16 protein-coding genes are annotated in these 16,822 nt (G+C 46.9%); 8 read left to right on the forward strand and 8 right to left on the reverse strand.

Translation table 11 applies throughout. The features are described from left to right. Positions 1-169: 169 nt before the first annotated feature. Positions 170-625, reverse strand: coding sequence for a helix-turn-helix domain-containing protein (locus OCU21_RS05970; protein ID WP_261806523.1), 456 nt, complete (start codon positions 623-625; stop codon positions 170-172). Positions 626-1,027: 402 nt separating this feature from the next. After that, positions 1,028-1,204 (reverse strand): hypothetical protein, encoded by a 177-nt coding sequence (locus tag OCU21_RS05975; protein ID WP_261806524.1) that lies wholly within the window; start codon positions 1,202-1,204, stop codon positions 1,028-1,030. A 140-nt stretch (positions 1,205-1,344) separates the two neighbouring features. On the opposite strand from OCU21_RS05975, the gene trpX reads away from it, so the two are divergent. From trpX to OCU21_RS06000, 5 genes are all read left to right on the forward strand, one after another. Further along, complete coding sequence (gene trpX, locus OCU21_RS05980) at positions 1,345-2,391, forward strand: tryptophan ABC transporter substrate-binding protein (protein ID WP_261806525.1); 1,047 nt, start codon at positions 1,345-1,347, stop codon at positions 2,389-2,391. Next, positions 2,391-3,269 (forward strand): ABC transporter permease, encoded by an 879-nt coding sequence (locus OCU21_RS05985; RefSeq protein WP_261806526.1) that lies wholly within the window; start codon positions 2,391-2,393, stop codon positions 3,267-3,269. Before trpX ends, OCU21_RS05985 begins: the two co-directional genes overlap by 1 nt. Then, positions 3,266-4,033: an ABC transporter ATP-binding protein gene (locus tag OCU21_RS05990; RefSeq protein ID WP_261806527.1), complete on the forward strand. Its 768-nt coding sequence runs from the start codon at positions 3,266-3,268 to the stop codon at positions 4,031-4,033. The genes OCU21_RS05985 and OCU21_RS05990 overlap by 4 nt, the downstream gene beginning before the upstream one ends. A gap of 202 nt (positions 4,034-4,235) precedes the next feature. Beyond that, positions 4,236-5,006, forward strand: a complete 771-nt coding sequence (locus tag OCU21_RS05995; protein WP_261806528.1) for a hypothetical protein — start codon at positions 4,236-4,238, stop codon at positions 5,004-5,006. A gap of 113 nt (positions 5,007-5,119) precedes the next feature. Then, complete coding sequence (locus OCU21_RS06000; RefSeq protein ID WP_261806529.1) at positions 5,120-5,716, forward strand: TetR/AcrR family transcriptional regulator; 597 nt, start codon at positions 5,120-5,122, stop codon at positions 5,714-5,716. A 149-nt stretch (positions 5,717-5,865) separates the two neighbouring features. Here the strand turns inward: OCU21_RS06000 and OCU21_RS06005 are convergent, their stop codons facing one another. From OCU21_RS06005 to OCU21_RS06020, 4 genes are all read right to left on the reverse strand, one after another. After that, complete coding sequence (locus OCU21_RS06005; RefSeq protein ID WP_261806530.1) at positions 5,866-6,633, reverse strand: ABC transporter permease; 768 nt, start codon at positions 6,631-6,633, stop codon at positions 5,866-5,868. After that, complete coding sequence (locus tag OCU21_RS06010) at positions 6,630-7,268, reverse strand: ABC transporter ATP-binding protein (protein ID WP_261806531.1); 639 nt, start codon at positions 7,266-7,268, stop codon at positions 6,630-6,632. The genes OCU21_RS06005 and OCU21_RS06010 overlap by 4 nt, the downstream gene beginning before the upstream one ends. Before the next feature lie 87 nt (positions 7,269-7,355). Continuing rightward, entirely contained in the window at positions 7,356-9,152 is a 1,797-nt protein-coding gene (locus tag OCU21_RS06015) for a glycerophosphodiester phosphodiesterase (RefSeq protein WP_261806532.1), read from the reverse strand. Positions 9,153-9,268: 116 nt separating this feature from the next. Then, a complete protein-coding gene (locus OCU21_RS06020) occupies positions 9,269-9,646 on the reverse strand; it encodes a hypothetical protein (protein ID WP_261806533.1) in 378 nt (125 codons plus the stop codon). A 210-nt stretch (positions 9,647-9,856) separates the two neighbouring features. On the opposite strand from OCU21_RS06020, the gene OCU21_RS06025 reads away from it, so the two are divergent. Together OCU21_RS06025 and OCU21_RS06030 are read left to right on the forward strand one after the other, a co-directional pair. Next, complete coding sequence (locus OCU21_RS06025; RefSeq protein ID WP_261806534.1) at positions 9,857-11,620, forward strand: ABC transporter ATP-binding protein; 1,764 nt, start codon at positions 9,857-9,859, stop codon at positions 11,618-11,620. After that, positions 11,607-13,337, forward strand: a complete 1,731-nt coding sequence (locus OCU21_RS06030; protein ID WP_261806535.1) for an ABC transporter ATP-binding protein — start codon at positions 11,607-11,609, stop codon at positions 13,335-13,337. Before OCU21_RS06025 ends, OCU21_RS06030 begins: the two co-directional genes overlap by 14 nt. A gap of 108 nt (positions 13,338-13,445) precedes the next feature. On the opposite strand, the gene OCU21_RS06035 is transcribed toward OCU21_RS06030, so the two are convergent. After that, positions 13,446-14,051, reverse strand: coding sequence for a sugar O-acetyltransferase (locus OCU21_RS06035; protein WP_261806536.1), 606 nt, complete (start codon positions 14,049-14,051; stop codon positions 13,446-13,448). Between the two features lie 168 nt (positions 14,052-14,219). Here OCU21_RS06035 and OCU21_RS06040 point away from each other — a divergent pair, with 168 nt between their 5' ends. Continuing rightward, the gene (locus OCU21_RS06040; RefSeq protein WP_261806537.1) at positions 14,220-14,444 is read left to right on the forward strand and encodes a hypothetical protein; all 225 of its coding nucleotides are present in this window, start codon (positions 14,220-14,222) and stop codon (positions 14,442-14,444) included. A 94-nt stretch (positions 14,445-14,538) separates the two neighbouring features. On the opposite strand, the gene OCU21_RS06045 is transcribed toward OCU21_RS06040, so the two are convergent. Next, positions 14,539-16,071 carry a multicopper oxidase family protein gene (locus tag OCU21_RS06045; protein WP_261806538.1) on the reverse strand — a complete coding sequence of 511 codons (1,533 nt, stop codon included), beginning with the start codon at positions 16,069-16,071 and terminating at the stop codon, positions 14,539-14,541. Positions 16,072-16,822 lie beyond the last annotated feature (751 nt).

Raw genomic sequence — 16,822 nt, forward strand, 5'->3', positions numbered from 1 at the left:
AATGGCACAACGAGAATCAAAGGATCATCGACCATTCCTGACTTGCCAGATCATACTAAAACCTACTATTAGTGAAGGTTGATTTTTATCCGTTCTAGAGCAACGATGTCGGCTCATCAATCAAAATCAATTACTGGCATCGACATGACGAGTAGCTGCGCGCAGAGACCTAGTCACGATTTTCTCGACGTAAGCGTCGCAGGGAGCGAAGCAGTGGATCGCGCAAATGGAAGACCAGCAGTAGGATCAGGATCAACAAGAATAAAACACTGACCACGCTGATGCTCACAACCATCAGCGAATAACGTCCCCCAGTCACGATCATGATCACGGGGATCATGACCGCAATCAGAAAAATGGTTGGGACGCCAAACAATAGTAATTTGAGCCAAGGACCAGCAAATAAATGGGGATTCAGTTGTTCAGGCCGGTGTGTGTTCAACTCGTGTGTCAATGAAATCGCTAAAAGTCGCTCGAGTTGTTGCATCTGATCATTCGTAGGTTGTAGTCGATCAGTCTCCCAAGCCGTGATCTGATCAAGCGTTACCTTCATTTGCTGGGCCAATTCTGTCTGACTCCAACCTGATCTCCGCCGGGCGGCGCTGATCTGAACTCCGATAGTCATCTTGACTCCCCCTTTGCTCGTTTAGCATAGCATAGGCCCAGCCTTGGCAAAAGTAAAAGCGATTATATTGACCGTTTTATTGCGGCGTTATACGAACCACTCTATCAGTATGAAACGTTCAGATGATCATCAATAGCTCTGATTTTACTGTAACCACTTTTTGCCAATGGATCAAGGTTAAGTATTCGATAGGGATGTTGATCTGAGGAAGGCTGGTTGCGGACCAGCCGTTATAACGGCGTTATGAATGGTGAGTGCGTCTTGTGATTATGACTAGGTGAGTTGAGGAACTTGATCGTTAGATAGGCGACTTTTTTGGTCGTGCTCCTGGTCAGATATATGGACAGAAAAGTGGGGACGCCCTTGCTAAACGCCGGTTAAAATGAAATTTTAGCAGAAATATCAAAAAAGCGCTTGACGAATCGCCTGATCCAAGGTAGTCTGAAAATAATCAAGTAAAGGAGTGACCATCATGACCCAACTATCATTGACCCACGCGAAATCATTAAAATCATGGCAAAGCTGGCGTAGATAAGTTGTATTGATGGGAACTTGTACGTTATTCCATGGATACAACACTTTAGAGACTTTTCTAATGTTGTGTCTATGCTGACAAAGTAAACAATGGCCGCATAGATGATCTGATCTATGCGGTATTTTTATACCGCAATTGCCTTCGGGTAGTTGCTTTTTTATTGTTTGAAAATGGAGGAATAGCTATGGGTAATCGGCGATTAAGATATACGATCATTGGTTTAACATTACTACTGATCGGAGGTGGGTTTTTGGAACAGCACGCAGCAACTACTGACACCAAGACGAAAAGCACTCAGAAATCAGCGCAGCGCACACAAAAGAAAGTCGTGGGGATCTTGCAATATGTCAGTCATCCGGCCCTGGATCAGATCAAGGCTGGTGTGATCTCTGGCTTACGAGCGAGTGGTTATTCGGTAGGAAAAAATTTGACGATCAAGTTTCAAAATGGTCAAGCTGATCAAAGTAAATTGACGACGATGAGTCAACAATTGGTCCAAGAGAAAGCAGATGTTTTAGTAGGTATCGCCACGCCGGCCGCTCAGGCATTAGCTAATACAACGCAAACAACGCCGATCGTTTTAGGAGCCGTCACTGATCCAGTCAGTGCTGGCTTGGTTCAAGATATGCAAAAGCCCTGTGGTAATATCACGGGTGTTTCTGACCAGCCACCATTGGCGAGTATTTTAACGTTGGCGCGCCAACTGATCCCGGCGAGCAAAACTGTGGGGATCTTGTATTCATCACAAGAGGCTAATTCAAAGGCTCAAGTAGCCACGGCCACAGCTGCGGCGACGAAACTAGGTTTGAAAGTGATCAAAAAACCAGTGGCGACGACTAATGAGATCGCGACTACCGTTCAAGTGTTGGCGCGTCAAGTCGATTTTCTCCTTTTGCCATTAGATAATACCTTGGCTAATGCGATGAGCACGGTGGTAGCTGAAGCCGATCGACAACAACTCCCCGTTTTTCCAGCCGTGGATACGATGGTACGTCAAGGTGGGCTGGCAACGGTCGGAATCAATCAACGTCAATTGGGGATCCAAACTGGGAAAATGGTCGCCCAGATCCTATCTGGTCAAGCGCGGCCGGCAAAAATGCCGGTTTATACGTTTAAGCGTGGCGATCTGATCATCAATCAGGATCAGGCGCAACGCTTGGGAATCAAGATCCACGATGATTTGGCCCAAACGGCAAAATTTGTGACAACAACGAAAGGAGCGACAAAATAATGATCGTTTCAACGATTGGTCAAGGTTTATTATGGGCATTACTAGGATTAGGGATCTTCATGACTTTTCGGATCTTAGATTTTCCAGATATGACGGCTGAAGGGACCTTTCCCTTAGGAGGCGCGGTCTGCGTGACTGCGATCAGCCAAGGCGTACCACCTTTACTGGCTACTGTGCTTGGTGTTGGCGCTGGCATGCTCGCCGGATTGGTCACGGGACTTTTGTATACAAAGGGCAAGATACCTGTGATCTTGGCTGGGATCCTAGTCATGTCTGGTTTGAATTCGGTCATCCTGTTCGTGATGAAAAGCCCTAACCTAAGCTTACTTGATTATCCTCGTCTGCAAAACGCGTTCAGTGAGTTGCCGTTACCGCCATATTTCGATTTGGTGATCCTTGGTCTACTCAGTGTGGGTATCTTGGTAACCTGTTTATACCTATTCTTTCAAACTGACTTAGGCCAGGCCTACATCGCAACTGGCGACAATGAAAAAATGGCCCGTTCTTTGGGGATCAATACGGACCGAATGAAGATCTTGGGACTGACTTTGTCCAATGGTGTCATTGCCTTATCCGGCGCACTGGTGGCGCAAAATGATGGCTACGCGGATGCCTCGAAAGGGATCGGGGTAATCGTGATCGGCCTGGCTTCGATCATTATCGGTGAAGTTCTTTTTCATGAGTTATCCTTATTAGAACGACTATTGGCGGTCGTGGTCGGGAGCATACTTTACCAATTACTGATTTCTTTGATCATTTGGGCCGGTTTTGACACGACTTATCTAAAAATCATTTCAGCGACAGTCTTGGCAATCTGTTTGATGTTGCCACAGTTGCGCACTAAGATTCTCAAGACTAAGAAAGCGGGGCAAGTTTGATGGCATTATTAACCTTGGATAAGTTAACAAAAATCGTTTCTGGTGATGGTAATGGTGAAAAAATCCTATTGGATCACGTTGATTTGAGTTTGGCGGAAGGTGATTTCGTCACCGTTCTCGGCAATAACGGCGCTGGTAAAAGTACCTTGTTCAATCTGATCTCGGGAAGCTTGCGTCCGACTTCCGGGCGGATCATTCTAGCAGGCACTGACATCACCCAGGCATCAGAAGCGGCGCACGCGCGATTATTGTCACGAGTTTTTCAAGATCCTAAGCTGGGAACGGCACCGCGGATGACCGTGGCGGAAAATCTTTCATTGGCCGAATTGCGTGGGCAAAAGCGGGCGTTACGCCGCCGCTCGCTTAAGGAAAAATTACCTGAATATGAACGCCGTTGCGCGCAGGTCGGTAATGGGCTGGAGCGGCAACTCAATACACCGGCAGGAGAACTGTCCGGTGGTCAGCGCCAGGCGTTGAGTTTATTGATGGCAACGATGGTCGCGCCGAAGCTATTGTTATTAGACGAACATACGGCGGCGTTGGATCCTAAATCGTCAGCGCAATTGATGCAATTAACGGCTCAACTGATCAAAGAGCAGCATTTGACTTGTTTGATGATCACTCATCGGCTAGATGATGCCTTGAAATATGGTGATCGTCTGCTACTTTTACAAAATGGGCGTTTGGTCAAGGATTTGGATTCCGCTGCCAAAAAGGCGTTGACTCGCGCCGAGCTACTATCTTTCTTTAAAGCGACCATGTGATCCTTTCGTTGATCGGTGTGGCCTTTGATCGTGAGCGCGCGCACGATTGCCCTTATCCGAGAATCAGGACGGTAAATATTTTTTGATTAAGAAGTGATCATTCTCTTGGTACCGCTTGCTTTTTTGAGTTAGTTAGGGCACAATCTAAGCTGTAGCAATCGCAAATGCGGTCGTTGATCATGTGAAGATGAGGTGGCTCAAGATGGAACAAACGGTATCAGGAACGCTAACACCTACGAGTTTGATTTTAGATATGGGGGCGGCGTTAGGCAAAGTTATCTTGCAAAGTACAGGGACATTGCCAACAGAAGGGGCAGTTTTACTTTTCGATGGTGGTCAGCTACAAGCTGTGACACCACCAGCTGTTGACTTGGCTGCAGGTCAAGTCGGCGTCCAATTAATGCCACCACCAACAGTCACTGTCGCCGATGTTCGTGACTTTTGGCATTGGCGGCTCACTGGCCAGGCCACAGATCATGATCTTTCGGCAGCTGATCTAGCTTATGTTGAATTGGTAGAAACGTTGTTGCAGCAGTTAGGATTGCGTTATGATCTACGGGTCGTGCCTTCAGACAAGGCTACCTCTGAAGTGGCGCCCAAGAAGCCAGCGGCGAAACCACGTCATCGCTGGTCACGGGCTGTTGCCGCGAAAACCTTTTTTGTGGATCATGAACAGGCGATTGCGGAAGTGGTCTGGCGTAAGCGAAATGAAATGGTCATTAAAAAAGGCGCGCGCATGAAGGCGGAGGCGCCATTGAATCAGAACGGTGAATTAGGGTTCTCCGCCCGGTTCGCGCAACAGTTGCGGCAGGAACATCAAGGCGAGTTTACGGATTTCGTGACCACAACGGATATCGTGCTCAAAAGTGTTAATGAGGTGGGCCTGTTTTTATACTTCGCTGGAACGAATAGTTGGTTAGTGTTGAAAGATGCTGAGGGTAAATCGATCCACGATTGGACCGTGGTCGAGTAAACTACGGCGATCGCTGGTGAGGTGAAACGTGAAAGCGCTGACGTGACAAGCGTTCATTTCGTTGTTATAATAAACCTTGGAGTAACATTGTGTCACTTTGAGGAGGTCAGGGTTTGCCTAAAGAAACGTTTTTGAACTTGCCAGCGACCCGGCAAAAAGAGATCGAACAGCTATTATTGGAGATTTTTTATAATCGGCCGGTCAGTCAGGTCAAAGTCACGGAAATCGTTGAACGGATGGAAATGTCCCGCGGCGCTTTTTATAAATACTTTGAAGATCTGAACGATGCTTATCATTATACTTTGGCGCAAAATTCCAAGATCATTCGTCATGATATTTTGCGGAGTATCGACGAAAATCAAGAGGATTTTTTCGCGGGGATCGAGCATTACTTGGCGTGGTGTGGTAAATTGAAACCTAATACGCGTTATTGGCGGCGTATCAATTTATTGACTCGCTCGAACGCGGAACTGGCCGTGCGGGAGATCCAACCGGGACAGACCACGGCATTTGTCGATCGGGTGATCGAAGTTATTCGCAAAAATCAATTCAATATTCAAGATGATGATGAAATGATCAGTTTTCTCTATTTTATTTTGGAGATCATTATTGATTCTTTGACCGCGATGGTCGTCAATCATTGGGACAGTACTCAATTACTGCAAGATTTCCGTTATAAACGTAAATGGCTCGTGGGTAATCTAGGCTAGTTTCGCGTCGACACCGTTGCTGGCGTTATTCGTTTACAATTGATGATCGTGAAGGGTCTACTGCAGTTTCAGATCATTACCTATCAAATAGATTGAATTTCAAAGAAAAGTACAGGCGTACCGTTTTGAACACGGATACGCCTGTACTTTTAGTTTTGGTCTAGTAATTGTTGACGATCATTGAAATAGCGCCGATAAGCCAGATAGCCGGCGATGATCGCGCCGAGGCTGGTAGTCGAAAGGAGCATGAACGTGACTAGGATCTGATAACGGATCGCGCTGACGGGGTCGACCCCGGCGAAAATCAGGCCGGACATCATCCCGGGCAAACTGACCAGACCCATTGTTTTTGCGGAATCGATCGTTGGTTGCATCGCGGTTTTGATGCTTTCTCGCAAAATTGTGATCGCCGCTAATTTGATCGGTGCGCCGAGAGCCAATTTTTCTAGGATCTGTTGCCGCTGATCACGAAATTGACTGTGTAGATTGCGATAACAAAGCCCCACTGCGACCATCGAGTTACTGGCGATCATTCCGGTGATCGGGATCACTTGCGAGGGAATGAATTTCAATGACCCAGTCAGCATGATGATGCCCAAGGTGATCGTGGTGCTGATGAATAAGGCTGCGAAAGTCTCCCAATAATTACGATTGCTGTTAGGATTGCGTTTATAGGCGTTCCAAGCCGCGTTAAAAATAATGAAAAGACACATCAAGATCGTTAAGAAGGTGTTATTGATCTTGAAAATATATTTCAAAACGTAGCCGATCAGCGTCAATTGAACGATCGCCCGGAAGATACTCAAGAGAATATCTTTGTTTAAACCTAATTTTTCCCGATAGCTGATCAGCATAGCGACCAGCACTAGCGCGAAAGCAAAAACCAAAGTAACGTTATTCACTAATAATTGACTCATTTTTGCAAAGCCCCCTGACGCATTTCGATCAAATGTGCTGCCGCGGCGATCTCGGTCTCGTCGTGAGTGACCTGGATCAAGGTAGTCGCTTGGTGTTGCACATTCTTGATCAGTGCTTGAACGATGGTTTTGCTACGGGTATCAAGGCCGACAGTTACCTCGTCCAATAAAAGGACCTGTGGCGGGAAAACCAAATTACGGATCAAGGCGACACGCTGTTTTTCGCCGCCAGACAGGTCAATGATCTTTTTATCAAGGAAGGTCAGCGGCAGATCGACTAATTGTAAAAGCGCGCTGATTTTGTTCTCATCAAATGGGACGCCGCGAATTTGAAAAGGTAGACTAAGATTGTCAAGAACACTAGTATCAAACAAGGTCGGCTGTTGGAAGCAGTAGGAAACTTGTTGCCGATAAGTGGGGTAGTCATAATCGTTTTGATTTTTGCCATTGAAGCTGATCGTACCGCTAGTTGGTGAGATCAGGGAAGCAATCAGTTTTAGTAAAGTACTTTTACCACAGCCAGAGGGGCCACTGATCGTTAAGAAATCGCCGGCGGTCACACTTAGATCGACATGATGGATGATCGTTTGGTCGCCATCAGCGTAGCTCACATTTTGTAATTCTATAATGCCCATTATTTTTAACCTCTTCCTAAAAAGATACTCATACTATAACACAGGCCAGATTATAATGACTATAATCTGGCCTGCTAATGATCTTTTTTAGTCATTCCAGACCAAATTTACGATATCGCGATAGTTGCTCATCAATGACGCATATTGCGGTTGCTTCTGATTGTCATGTAAATGCTGGCGCATGGTGGTCAAGCGGTCGGTGATGATGCCATCTACGTTGAAGAACATCATCCGATTCAATGTGCTGGAGTCATTGACATCCCAACTATAAACCAATTGCTGGTGTTCGTGCGCCTGATCGACAAAGTCACTATTAAGTGTGGTGACTTCCATTGCGTAAGCGTTCATTTCCGTATTGGGAAAGGCAAAATTATAGGGCATGATATAGGCTGAAAATGTCTGGGACGATTCTGTCTTGACTGTGGCGATCGCCTGATAATCAAGGGATTGGACCTGCCCCTGATTTTCACGGATCCGGTTTTGATAGCGTTTTATGAAATTCTTGACTGCTGTGGGACTATCTTGACGGGAAACTTTGTACTCGATCAATAATTTTTGGTCAAGACGAGTTGCTTGGGCCAAGTAATCATCGAAACTAGGGATCTTGGCTTGGTGGCCATTTTCTTTGACCGTGATTTTTTGTAACTGGGCCAAAGTCAGATCTTGGGGTCGCTCACGCCGTCCCGCTAAGACCCGTAAGGTAGGATCATGGAAGCAAACATATTGACCATCTTTGGTTTCTTGAACATCCATTTCAATATAGTCAGGCTTTTTTGCGGCCGTTTTCGTTAAGGCTGGGATCGTATTCTGCACGCCATTGCCAGCGTCGACGCCCCGATGTGAGATCAATAAGGGCTGAGTGCTGGTCAAGTTCTTCAGATAGCCATAATTGAAAAGGCCAAAAGTCAATAAATAAAGACCACAGACTAAGCCGGTGAGATAACGCCAGAAGTGCGGGTGGTGGGGCTGATAGGTCGGCGGTAATGGCCGTGGAAGTGGTGATTGCATCAACAACAGTAAGACCATCGTGGTATAACTACCGAAAAGCAAAGTCACTAATGCGGTAAGTAACATCGTCAAATTAGCACCGATAAAAGCAAAATCGGTCAGATCGAACGCGGTCTGTAACCAGAAAAGTAGGCTGTTGAGAATGCCAAAAAGTGCACCGGCAAAAATCAAACCGACTGCGCCTTTACGAAAATTACGCCAATTATTCTTTCGAGTCAATTCCCAACTATGGTGGCGAGCGCTGGTCACTGATTCATCATAGAGGACCATCAAGGGGAGAACATATAAGTAGCGAAGGCCTAACCAAAGACTGATCAGATAGAGCCCGGCGATGATCCAGGGATACCACAAGTGGACGTCGATAAAGGCCATAATGAAATCCGGGATCACGACTTTTCCCAAAAGTGGGGTGGAGAAGAAACTACTCAAAACAGGTAACATCAAAATGAAGAATAAAGTCAAAAAGAGAAAAGTTTTAAAATTAAGTAATTTAAATTTGCGCCCAGCACGCCGCAATAATTGACGGAAATGGGGCCGTTGATCTTGGCTAAGATCATTGACGAACAAAATAAAAATCGTAAATTGCCAATAGACTAGTGCTAGGATCACCGCCAGCAATAATAGCAAAATAAAGACTAACCACGGTTTTTGAAACGCGACGGTGGTGATATTGGTATAGGATAAGTAGGCAACATCAAACTTGACCAAGAGCCAACTGGTCAGGCGCCGCATGGCCGTGACTAGGATCCCGACCAAGAAATTCAGTAAGACCGAAAAAATCAGGATCTGGGGCCAATAGCGCCAAAATAATCGATTACATTGTGACCAAAAACGAATACTGGGAAATAATTGCCGTTGCTTCCTTGCTTTACTCACTACCCCAACCCCCACTACATGACGACTAGCCATGTTATCAACTATTTCTTATTTTAGCATGTTTTCACGGGGATAAGTGGGTAAAGTATTGTAGCGCCGAAATTGCTGCGCTTAGCTTATTTCCATTCTAGACTGGTTTGCTGATGTAGCCCCAAAAGACTAGTCGCAGCGGTGATCAATCCGATCGAGGCACTGATGATCAAGTGTAAAGTTTTGCGCTGATCTGATTGTAGTAAGGCCCAAATAATGATTCCAATGAAAATGGTCATCAAAATGATCATTGCGAACTTACCTACCACGGCAGGCAAACGCCACCAAGCGTAACCGATCGCTAAGGTGATCAAAATAAAAGCAATCAAAAGAAAAACCAGCCAGAAACGAGGTAGTCGTTTGAGCAGGGCAATCAAACCAATATTTTCGTCATTTGTCATTAAGAGGCCAATGCTTGTTAATGAAAGTAAAGAAATACCCATTGAGATTTGCCTTTTGATCATGAGGAAACTCCTTCGTGAGATCTTATCGTTATTTTAATTATCCCTGAAGCACGTGTCACTGTCGTCCGTCGAAAGTCGCAGTTCCGTCATTTCTTTAGGCGGAGGTCACCTGATAAGTTGATTCAAACCAGTCAGTCTAGAGGGGTCAGTCTTTTTTTTTGTGGGCGGGCGCGGTAAGATGAATGTACGAGTTAATAGGAGGAAATCATTGTGTGGAAATTGCGCGGGTATCTGGGTCCTTATCGACAACAGGCGATTTTGGGCGCTTGCTTCAAATTCATTGAGGTGATCTGTGAATTGATGCTACCCAGTTTAATGGCGATCATCGTTGATCGTGGGGTCAAACAGCGAGATCAGGCCTTTGTTTGGCGTTATGGCGTTTTGATGATGGCGATCGCGCTGTTGGGCTTTGGTTCTGCTTCAGTCTGTCAATATTTTGCGGCTCGTTCGGCCCAAGGTTTTGGGACCGATCTACGCCGAGCGCTTTTTAAAAAAATCAGTGGTCTTTCATATCAGCAACAGGATCTATTCGGCACCGCGACCTTAACGACCAGACTGACCAATGACGTCAATCAATTACAGTTATGGACGGCGATGATGATCCGTCAAGTTTCCCGGGCACCTTTTATGATCTTGGGTTCTTTAGTGATGGCCTTCATTTTAGATTGGCGGTTGGCTTTGATTTTGCTGGTGGCGACGCCGATTCTCGGTGGCGTCGTTTACTGGTTGACCACCAGAATGTCACCGTTATATCGCCGTTATCAGCGCCAATTGGATCATCTTTCAGCGGTGGTCAAGGAAAATCTCAGTGGTGTTCGGGTGATCCGAGCTTTTACAAAAATGACGACCGAGGGTGAAAAATTTCATCAAGCTAACGATGAAATCACCGCTACTGGTCAACGGATCGGGCGGCTATCGGCGTTATATAACCCCCTGACCGGATTAGTGGTCAATTTAATGATCGTCGTGATCCTTTGGTCCAGTGGGACCAGGGTCGATCAGGGCACTTTAGCACAAGGCACAGTCTTGGCTCTGATCAATTACGTCAATATGATCCTCGCCGCAATCTTAATGCTATCAAATTTGGTTATTTTGATGACTAAGGCAATGGCTTCTGGAGAACGGGTCAATGAGATCTTGGATACCCCTTTAACAGAAGACGCGACAACGAGCGCAACGGTGCCACTGGAGTTGAGCGAGCCCACCACGGTCGCACTGGCTCAGGTCGATTTCTATTTTCCAGATCGGCAAGGCCAACGGGGTGCAGCGGTGTTGCAAAACCTGACTTTAGCGTTACATAACGGTGAAACGGTCGGGATCATTGGCGGGACTGGCGCGGGGAAATCTACTTTCTTGAATTTGTTGCCGCGATTTTATCAACCGAGTCAAGGTGAGATCCGCTTATTTGGTCAAGATAGTCGGACGATCCCTTTGCATCAATTACGTCAATTGTTCGCGATCGTTCCTCAGGAAACGATGCTTTTCACGGGAACGATCCGGAGCAATCTGCAATGGGGCGCAGCCCAGGCAAATGACGCGCAATTGTGGCAGGCCCTAAAGACGGCCCAAGCGGCTGAATTCGTTCAGGCCTTACCGGCAGGTCTGGATGCACCCGTCGAACGCGGGGGACGGAATTTCTCTGGTGGACAGAAGCAACGTTTGACGATCGCACGGGCGTTGGTCAAACAAGCGCCGCTTTTATTGTTGGATGACGCGACTAGCGCTTTGGATTATTTAACGGAAGCAAACTTTTTGCACGAGTTACGACAACAATCTTGGAAAAAAAATACGCTATTGGTCTCGCAGCGGATCGGTACGGTGGCACACTGTGATCGAGTGATGGTTTTGCGTAACGGCCGGTTAGTTGGCTTTGACACGCACGAACGTTTATTAGCGACGAATCAGTTTTATCAGGAATTAGTGGCGAGTCAATTGGACCAAGATAAGGTAGGTGCGAAAAATGCCAGTCTTTAAACGCTTATTGAGCTACTTCGATCAAAAACGTTATTTATTTGGCGCGGCGGCGTTACTGACCGTTGGCGCGGTCGTGGGGACCTTGATCGCACCAGTCTTGGTCGGGCAAACCATCGATCAATTGGTGGGTCGTGGGCAAGTCGATTTTACTCAACTAAATCAAGATCTCTTACTGCTTTTGGGACTTTACTTGATCAGCAATCTTTTTCTCTGGCTCGCGACTTGGTTCTCTAATACAGTTGCCTATACTGGAGTCAATCGCTTGCGGACGCGATTGTTTGCAAAAATTGGTTTATTACCGCTTCGTTTCTTTGATACCAATCCCCATGGCGATGTGACCAGTCGATTTGTTAATGACGTGGAAGTGATCTCAGATGGTGTTTTGCAAGGATTATTGACAACCTTGCAGGCGATTTTTACGATTGTTGGCGCGATCGTGATCATGGTCAAACTGGATTGGGTGATGGCGTTGATGGTCTTGATCACGGCCCCCTTGTCTTTCTTAACGACCAGAGTGATCACGACTCGTTCTCAGGGCTACTTCAAACAACAAGCTGATGATCTGGGCACGTTGAATGGTTATGCGGAGGAAACGATCGCAGGACTGAAGATCGCGCAGGCTTTTCAACAAGAGATCCCTAGCCAGTCCCACTTCGAAAATTTGAATCAACAGTTGTATCGGACGGGGTTCAAGTCGCAATTCATTTCTTCCTTTGCGAACCCATCGGCACGGGCGATCAATAATATCATGTACGCGATCATTGGTATGGTCGGTGGTTTGCGTGTGATCAGCGGTCAAATCAGTGTAGGCGAGATCTCGAGTTTCTTGATTTTTGCGACGATTTTCGGCAAGCCTTTCAGTGATTTTACCAGTTTGACTAGTCAATTTCAGTCGGCCTATGCTTCCGCCAAACGGATCTTTAAGATCATTGATCTGACCGAGGAACAACCTGATCCCGATCCTGCACAGACGATCGCGGCTGTTCGTGGTGCGGTCGCTTTTGATCATGTGGCTTTTAGTTATGAGCGCGACCAAAAGTTGATCACAGATCTGAATTTGACGGTCCGTCCAGGGCAGCAGGTGGCGATCGTTGGTCAAACGGGCGCGGGGAAAACGACGCTGGTCAATTTGTTGATGCGCTTTTATGATGTGACCGCTGGGAAAATCACCTTGGATGGCGTAGATATTCGCCAATTGACACGACAAAATCTACGTCAACAATTCGGACTCGTTTTGCAAGATACTTGGTTATTTGCGGGTACGATCCGCGAAAATATTGCATTTGGCAAGCCCGACGCTGATTTAGCCACGATCAAAAAAGTTGCGGCCGAAAGTGGTGTCGCTGAATTCATTGAGCAACTCCCGCAGGCCTATGATACTGAGTTGCAGGCAGCCACCGACAGTCTTTCTGTGGGGCAACGCCAACTTTTGACGATCGCGCGGGTGATGCTGGCCAATCCGCCCATGCTGATCTTAGATGAAGCGACTAGTAATATCGATACTTATACTGAGGTGAAGATCCAGCAGGCCTTCAATAAGTTGACTGCAGGACGAACGAGTTTTGTGATCGCGCACCGTTTATCGACGATCCGTCAAGCAGATCTGATCTTGGTGATGGATCACGGCCAGGTGATCGAGCAGGGCACCCACCAGGAACTGTTGGCAGCGCAGGGTTATTATGCGCGTCTATATGAGAGTCAGTTTGCACCAGCCTAAACGGCAAAAAAAGACTGTGATCTTGGCGCTGGTCTGCAAATAATCCGCGTCAGGATCGAGTCTTTTTTATTTTTTAATAGATTATTCGGTAAAATTATCTGGGCTCACTTAGTCACGCTCTGGGTCATAGCCGCGGCGATCCGCGGCGGTGATCGCGCGCAAAACATGCGCTGGGTTCCCCACAGCGATCACGTTTTCAGGTATGTTTTTGGTGACAACACTACCAGCGCCAATGATCGTGTTAGCGCCGATCGAAACACCAGGAGCAACAGTAACCCCACCGCCTAGCCAAACATGATCGCCGATCTTGATCGGCTTGGCATAACAAGCGCCAGCTGCGCGTTCGTCTGCATCCGGCGCGTGGTTAGAGGTGTAAAGACTGACCCGGGGTCCGAATAAAACCTGATCACCGATCGTGATCGTGGCACCATCAAGCATGATGCAGTCAAAGTTAGCGTAGAAATCATCGCCGAGACTAATGTTGTCGCCAAATTCACACCGAAAATCAGGTTCGAAAAATGCGTTGCGACCAACTTTTTTGAGTAACTGACTCAAAAGAGCCTGCCGAACAGTGTCTGGTTGACCAACACTTTGATTATAGGCATTGGTTAACTTGACCGCATGAGCTCGCGCCGCAACTAATTGTGGGCGCAGGTCATTATAGATCGCGCCGCTACGAATTTGGTCCCGTTGTGTTGCTAGATCTTTTTCCATTTGAAAATCACCTACCTTTTCAAGCCAATATTAGACCACAAAGCCCTGACTTCAAAGTAAAATCATGGCAAAGTAACAATAAATAGAATTTTAGCATTGTCTTTCCTTTAAAAACATGATATAACATTAAACGATTTATTGTAATGGTAAAAGGAAGTTGGTGTTGGCGTGGTAACAGGTTCAGAATTAGCAGTTGGTGAAAAGATCAGTGTTCGGAAAAGTCAGGATGTCCCCCTGAGTTTCAAAGGCACGATCACCAAAGTTTATGAGAATTCGGCTTTGGTTTCGATCGATAGTTTCGATGATCAGTATAAAGAAGTGGTCGCCGATCTGCAGAACAAAACAGTCGTTGGATTCAAACATATTCGTTTGGTAAATAAAACTGAAAAGTAAGCCATCAAAAAATCTGAGTTCGCCACTTTATGCGGTCAACTCAGATTTTTTAATGGACCCGCTGCTTTGATTCAGCGAAGAACTGATGGCGTAATCACATATGCATCTTCATTTTTTCGTAAGAACTCATACCACCGAGCCAAAGATCTTTCATTTCAACGCCACGTTCATCGGCGAAAGCCTGCATCATCTTGTGATGGTCCATCAAATCGTATTGAACTTTTGGCTTTTCAGGATCGAAGACCTCCAGTTGCGCCATCATGCCGCCATCTTCGTGTTCCAAAATATGACAGTGATACATAAAGACCCCAGTTACATTGAACCAAACCTTGATTTGAACGTGTTCGCCAGGATTCAGGCTGACCACGTCTTTGAGCCCAGTTTCGTTAGGATAGGGGGCGTGACCATTGCGGGAGATCACCTTGAAGCCCGTGCCGTGCATATGGAAGGGATGGATCATACCGCCCATTTCATCATTGGTATTCTCGATGTCCCAGATCTGACACTTATGCCAAGGCATGCGATAGTCGATTCGATCCATCACAAATTTTGTCCCATCGATCATGACCGCTTCATCCATGCCGGATAAAACAACTTTTTTGATCGGCATTTCTGGATCGGCGTCTGGAACGGCTAAATCTAGCAAATGTTCCGGCAGCGGCCGTGAGTCGGGCTGAAAGTCTTGGATCCGGAAAGTCAGTAATGGGGTTTCGTCAGAGTATAGCGTCACTTCATCCCCAGGCTGATATTGACCAAAATCAACGACGAATTCCTGCCGCTCTGCGCAAGTGATCATCACATGAGTCAAGGCGACTGGTTCGGGCAACAAACTAGCATCACCGGCGATTTGGACTAGGGGTAGGTCATCACTTAAATGCAACCGCCACTCCCGCCGATTGGCACCATCGAGAATCCGCAGCCGCACCTTTTGCGTCGTGACATTGAAATAGGGGTTGACTGTCCCATTGACCAGTGCGGTTGGCCCTTGTACCCCATCGGGATCATAATCCGCCCGATAATCCCACTGGTTATCCTCGTGAAAACGCCGATCCTGCAAAATGACGGGAATATCATCCACGCCATAATCACGAGGAAGTGGCAAACTGGCTTCGTGCGCGTCTTGAACGATCGCCAGCGCCGCTAGACCATGATAAACTTGGGCCGCAGTTTCCGGGCAGGGATGGGCATGTAGCCAATTCGTTGACGCCATTTGTTGAACTTTGAAGGCTACATCTCGACTACCATCAGGATAAACTGGCGCGTGACAACCGCCGTCCTCGATCGGGCCGGGAATATCAAGTCCGTGCCAGTGAAATGTGGTCAGCTCAGGCAAATGATTGACCAAATGCAAGTGGATCGTTTGGCCATTTTGGAAAACCGCCGTTTGTCCTAAGAAAGGGGCATTGAAGCCCCAAGTTTTCGTTGGCGCTCCAGGCAACATTTGCACCGAACCAGTTTGCGCCGTGATCGTGTAATAAACATCGTTTCCTTCAACACGATCAGGTTGCAACAGCTCCGGGATCCGCAACGGCTGCGGCGCCGTCTTCGAAGTTTCTAATGGGACATAACCCCCGTCATGGGTGTTGAATGCAGGTTCATCGAAAAAATAATCAGTATAAGTTTTCATCAAAATACCCCTTTCAACGATCATTCAATTCTAATGTCATGGTACCGCAATCATCTGATAAATGAAAGCCAGACCAATTTCGTGGCATCGTTTGGAAACTGTCCAGTTCCTATTCTTAAACCTGCGCTTGATTGCAGGTGTGGGTGGGTTTGGATGGGGACGCAACCGCCTCAGGACGTTTGTCGTGGCTGGAACGCGGTGGACACTGTTTTGAGCCAATCCGCAAAAGGCGCGGCTTGTCTCAAAATCAGGTCTTTGTCTAAGTGGCAAAGCCACAAAGACAAATTTCACTGCTGAGCCACACGCCCTGAGGCGGTTGCTAGGCAAAATTACGCATATCTGAAATATAGACGTAGTATGTTACGAAGTGCTTGTGCAAGCTAGAGGTCAAAACAATCGCCCGCTTTTGCGGTGGTACGGCAACACCAACGGATTTCGATTAGGAGGTCGGGACATTTTGCGTAGGTTGAATATCTCACCGTTTCCATAACAATCTATGGGTGGAAACCAATCGATTCAGTTGATTCACTGAAAACCAGGTCTGTTCATCAGATGGGCTGCTCTGGTGTTGCCAATTTAAAGGTTGTGACCATTAACCATGGTCGTCAATGGCGTGGATCCTTATAAGCTTGCCACAGCTTACTAATTGGCGTGAGTGCTCAAACGGTTGTTAAAACGTTGAGCGGCTGGAGCGGAGCGTGGCGTTGAAACGTGCTCCACACAACTGACTTCTGCGCTTAACTACGCCAGG

The organism is Lapidilactobacillus luobeiensis (assembly GCF_024345205.1).
GTDB lineage: Bacteria > Bacillota > Bacilli > Lactobacillales > Lactobacillaceae > Lapidilactobacillus > Lapidilactobacillus luobeiensis.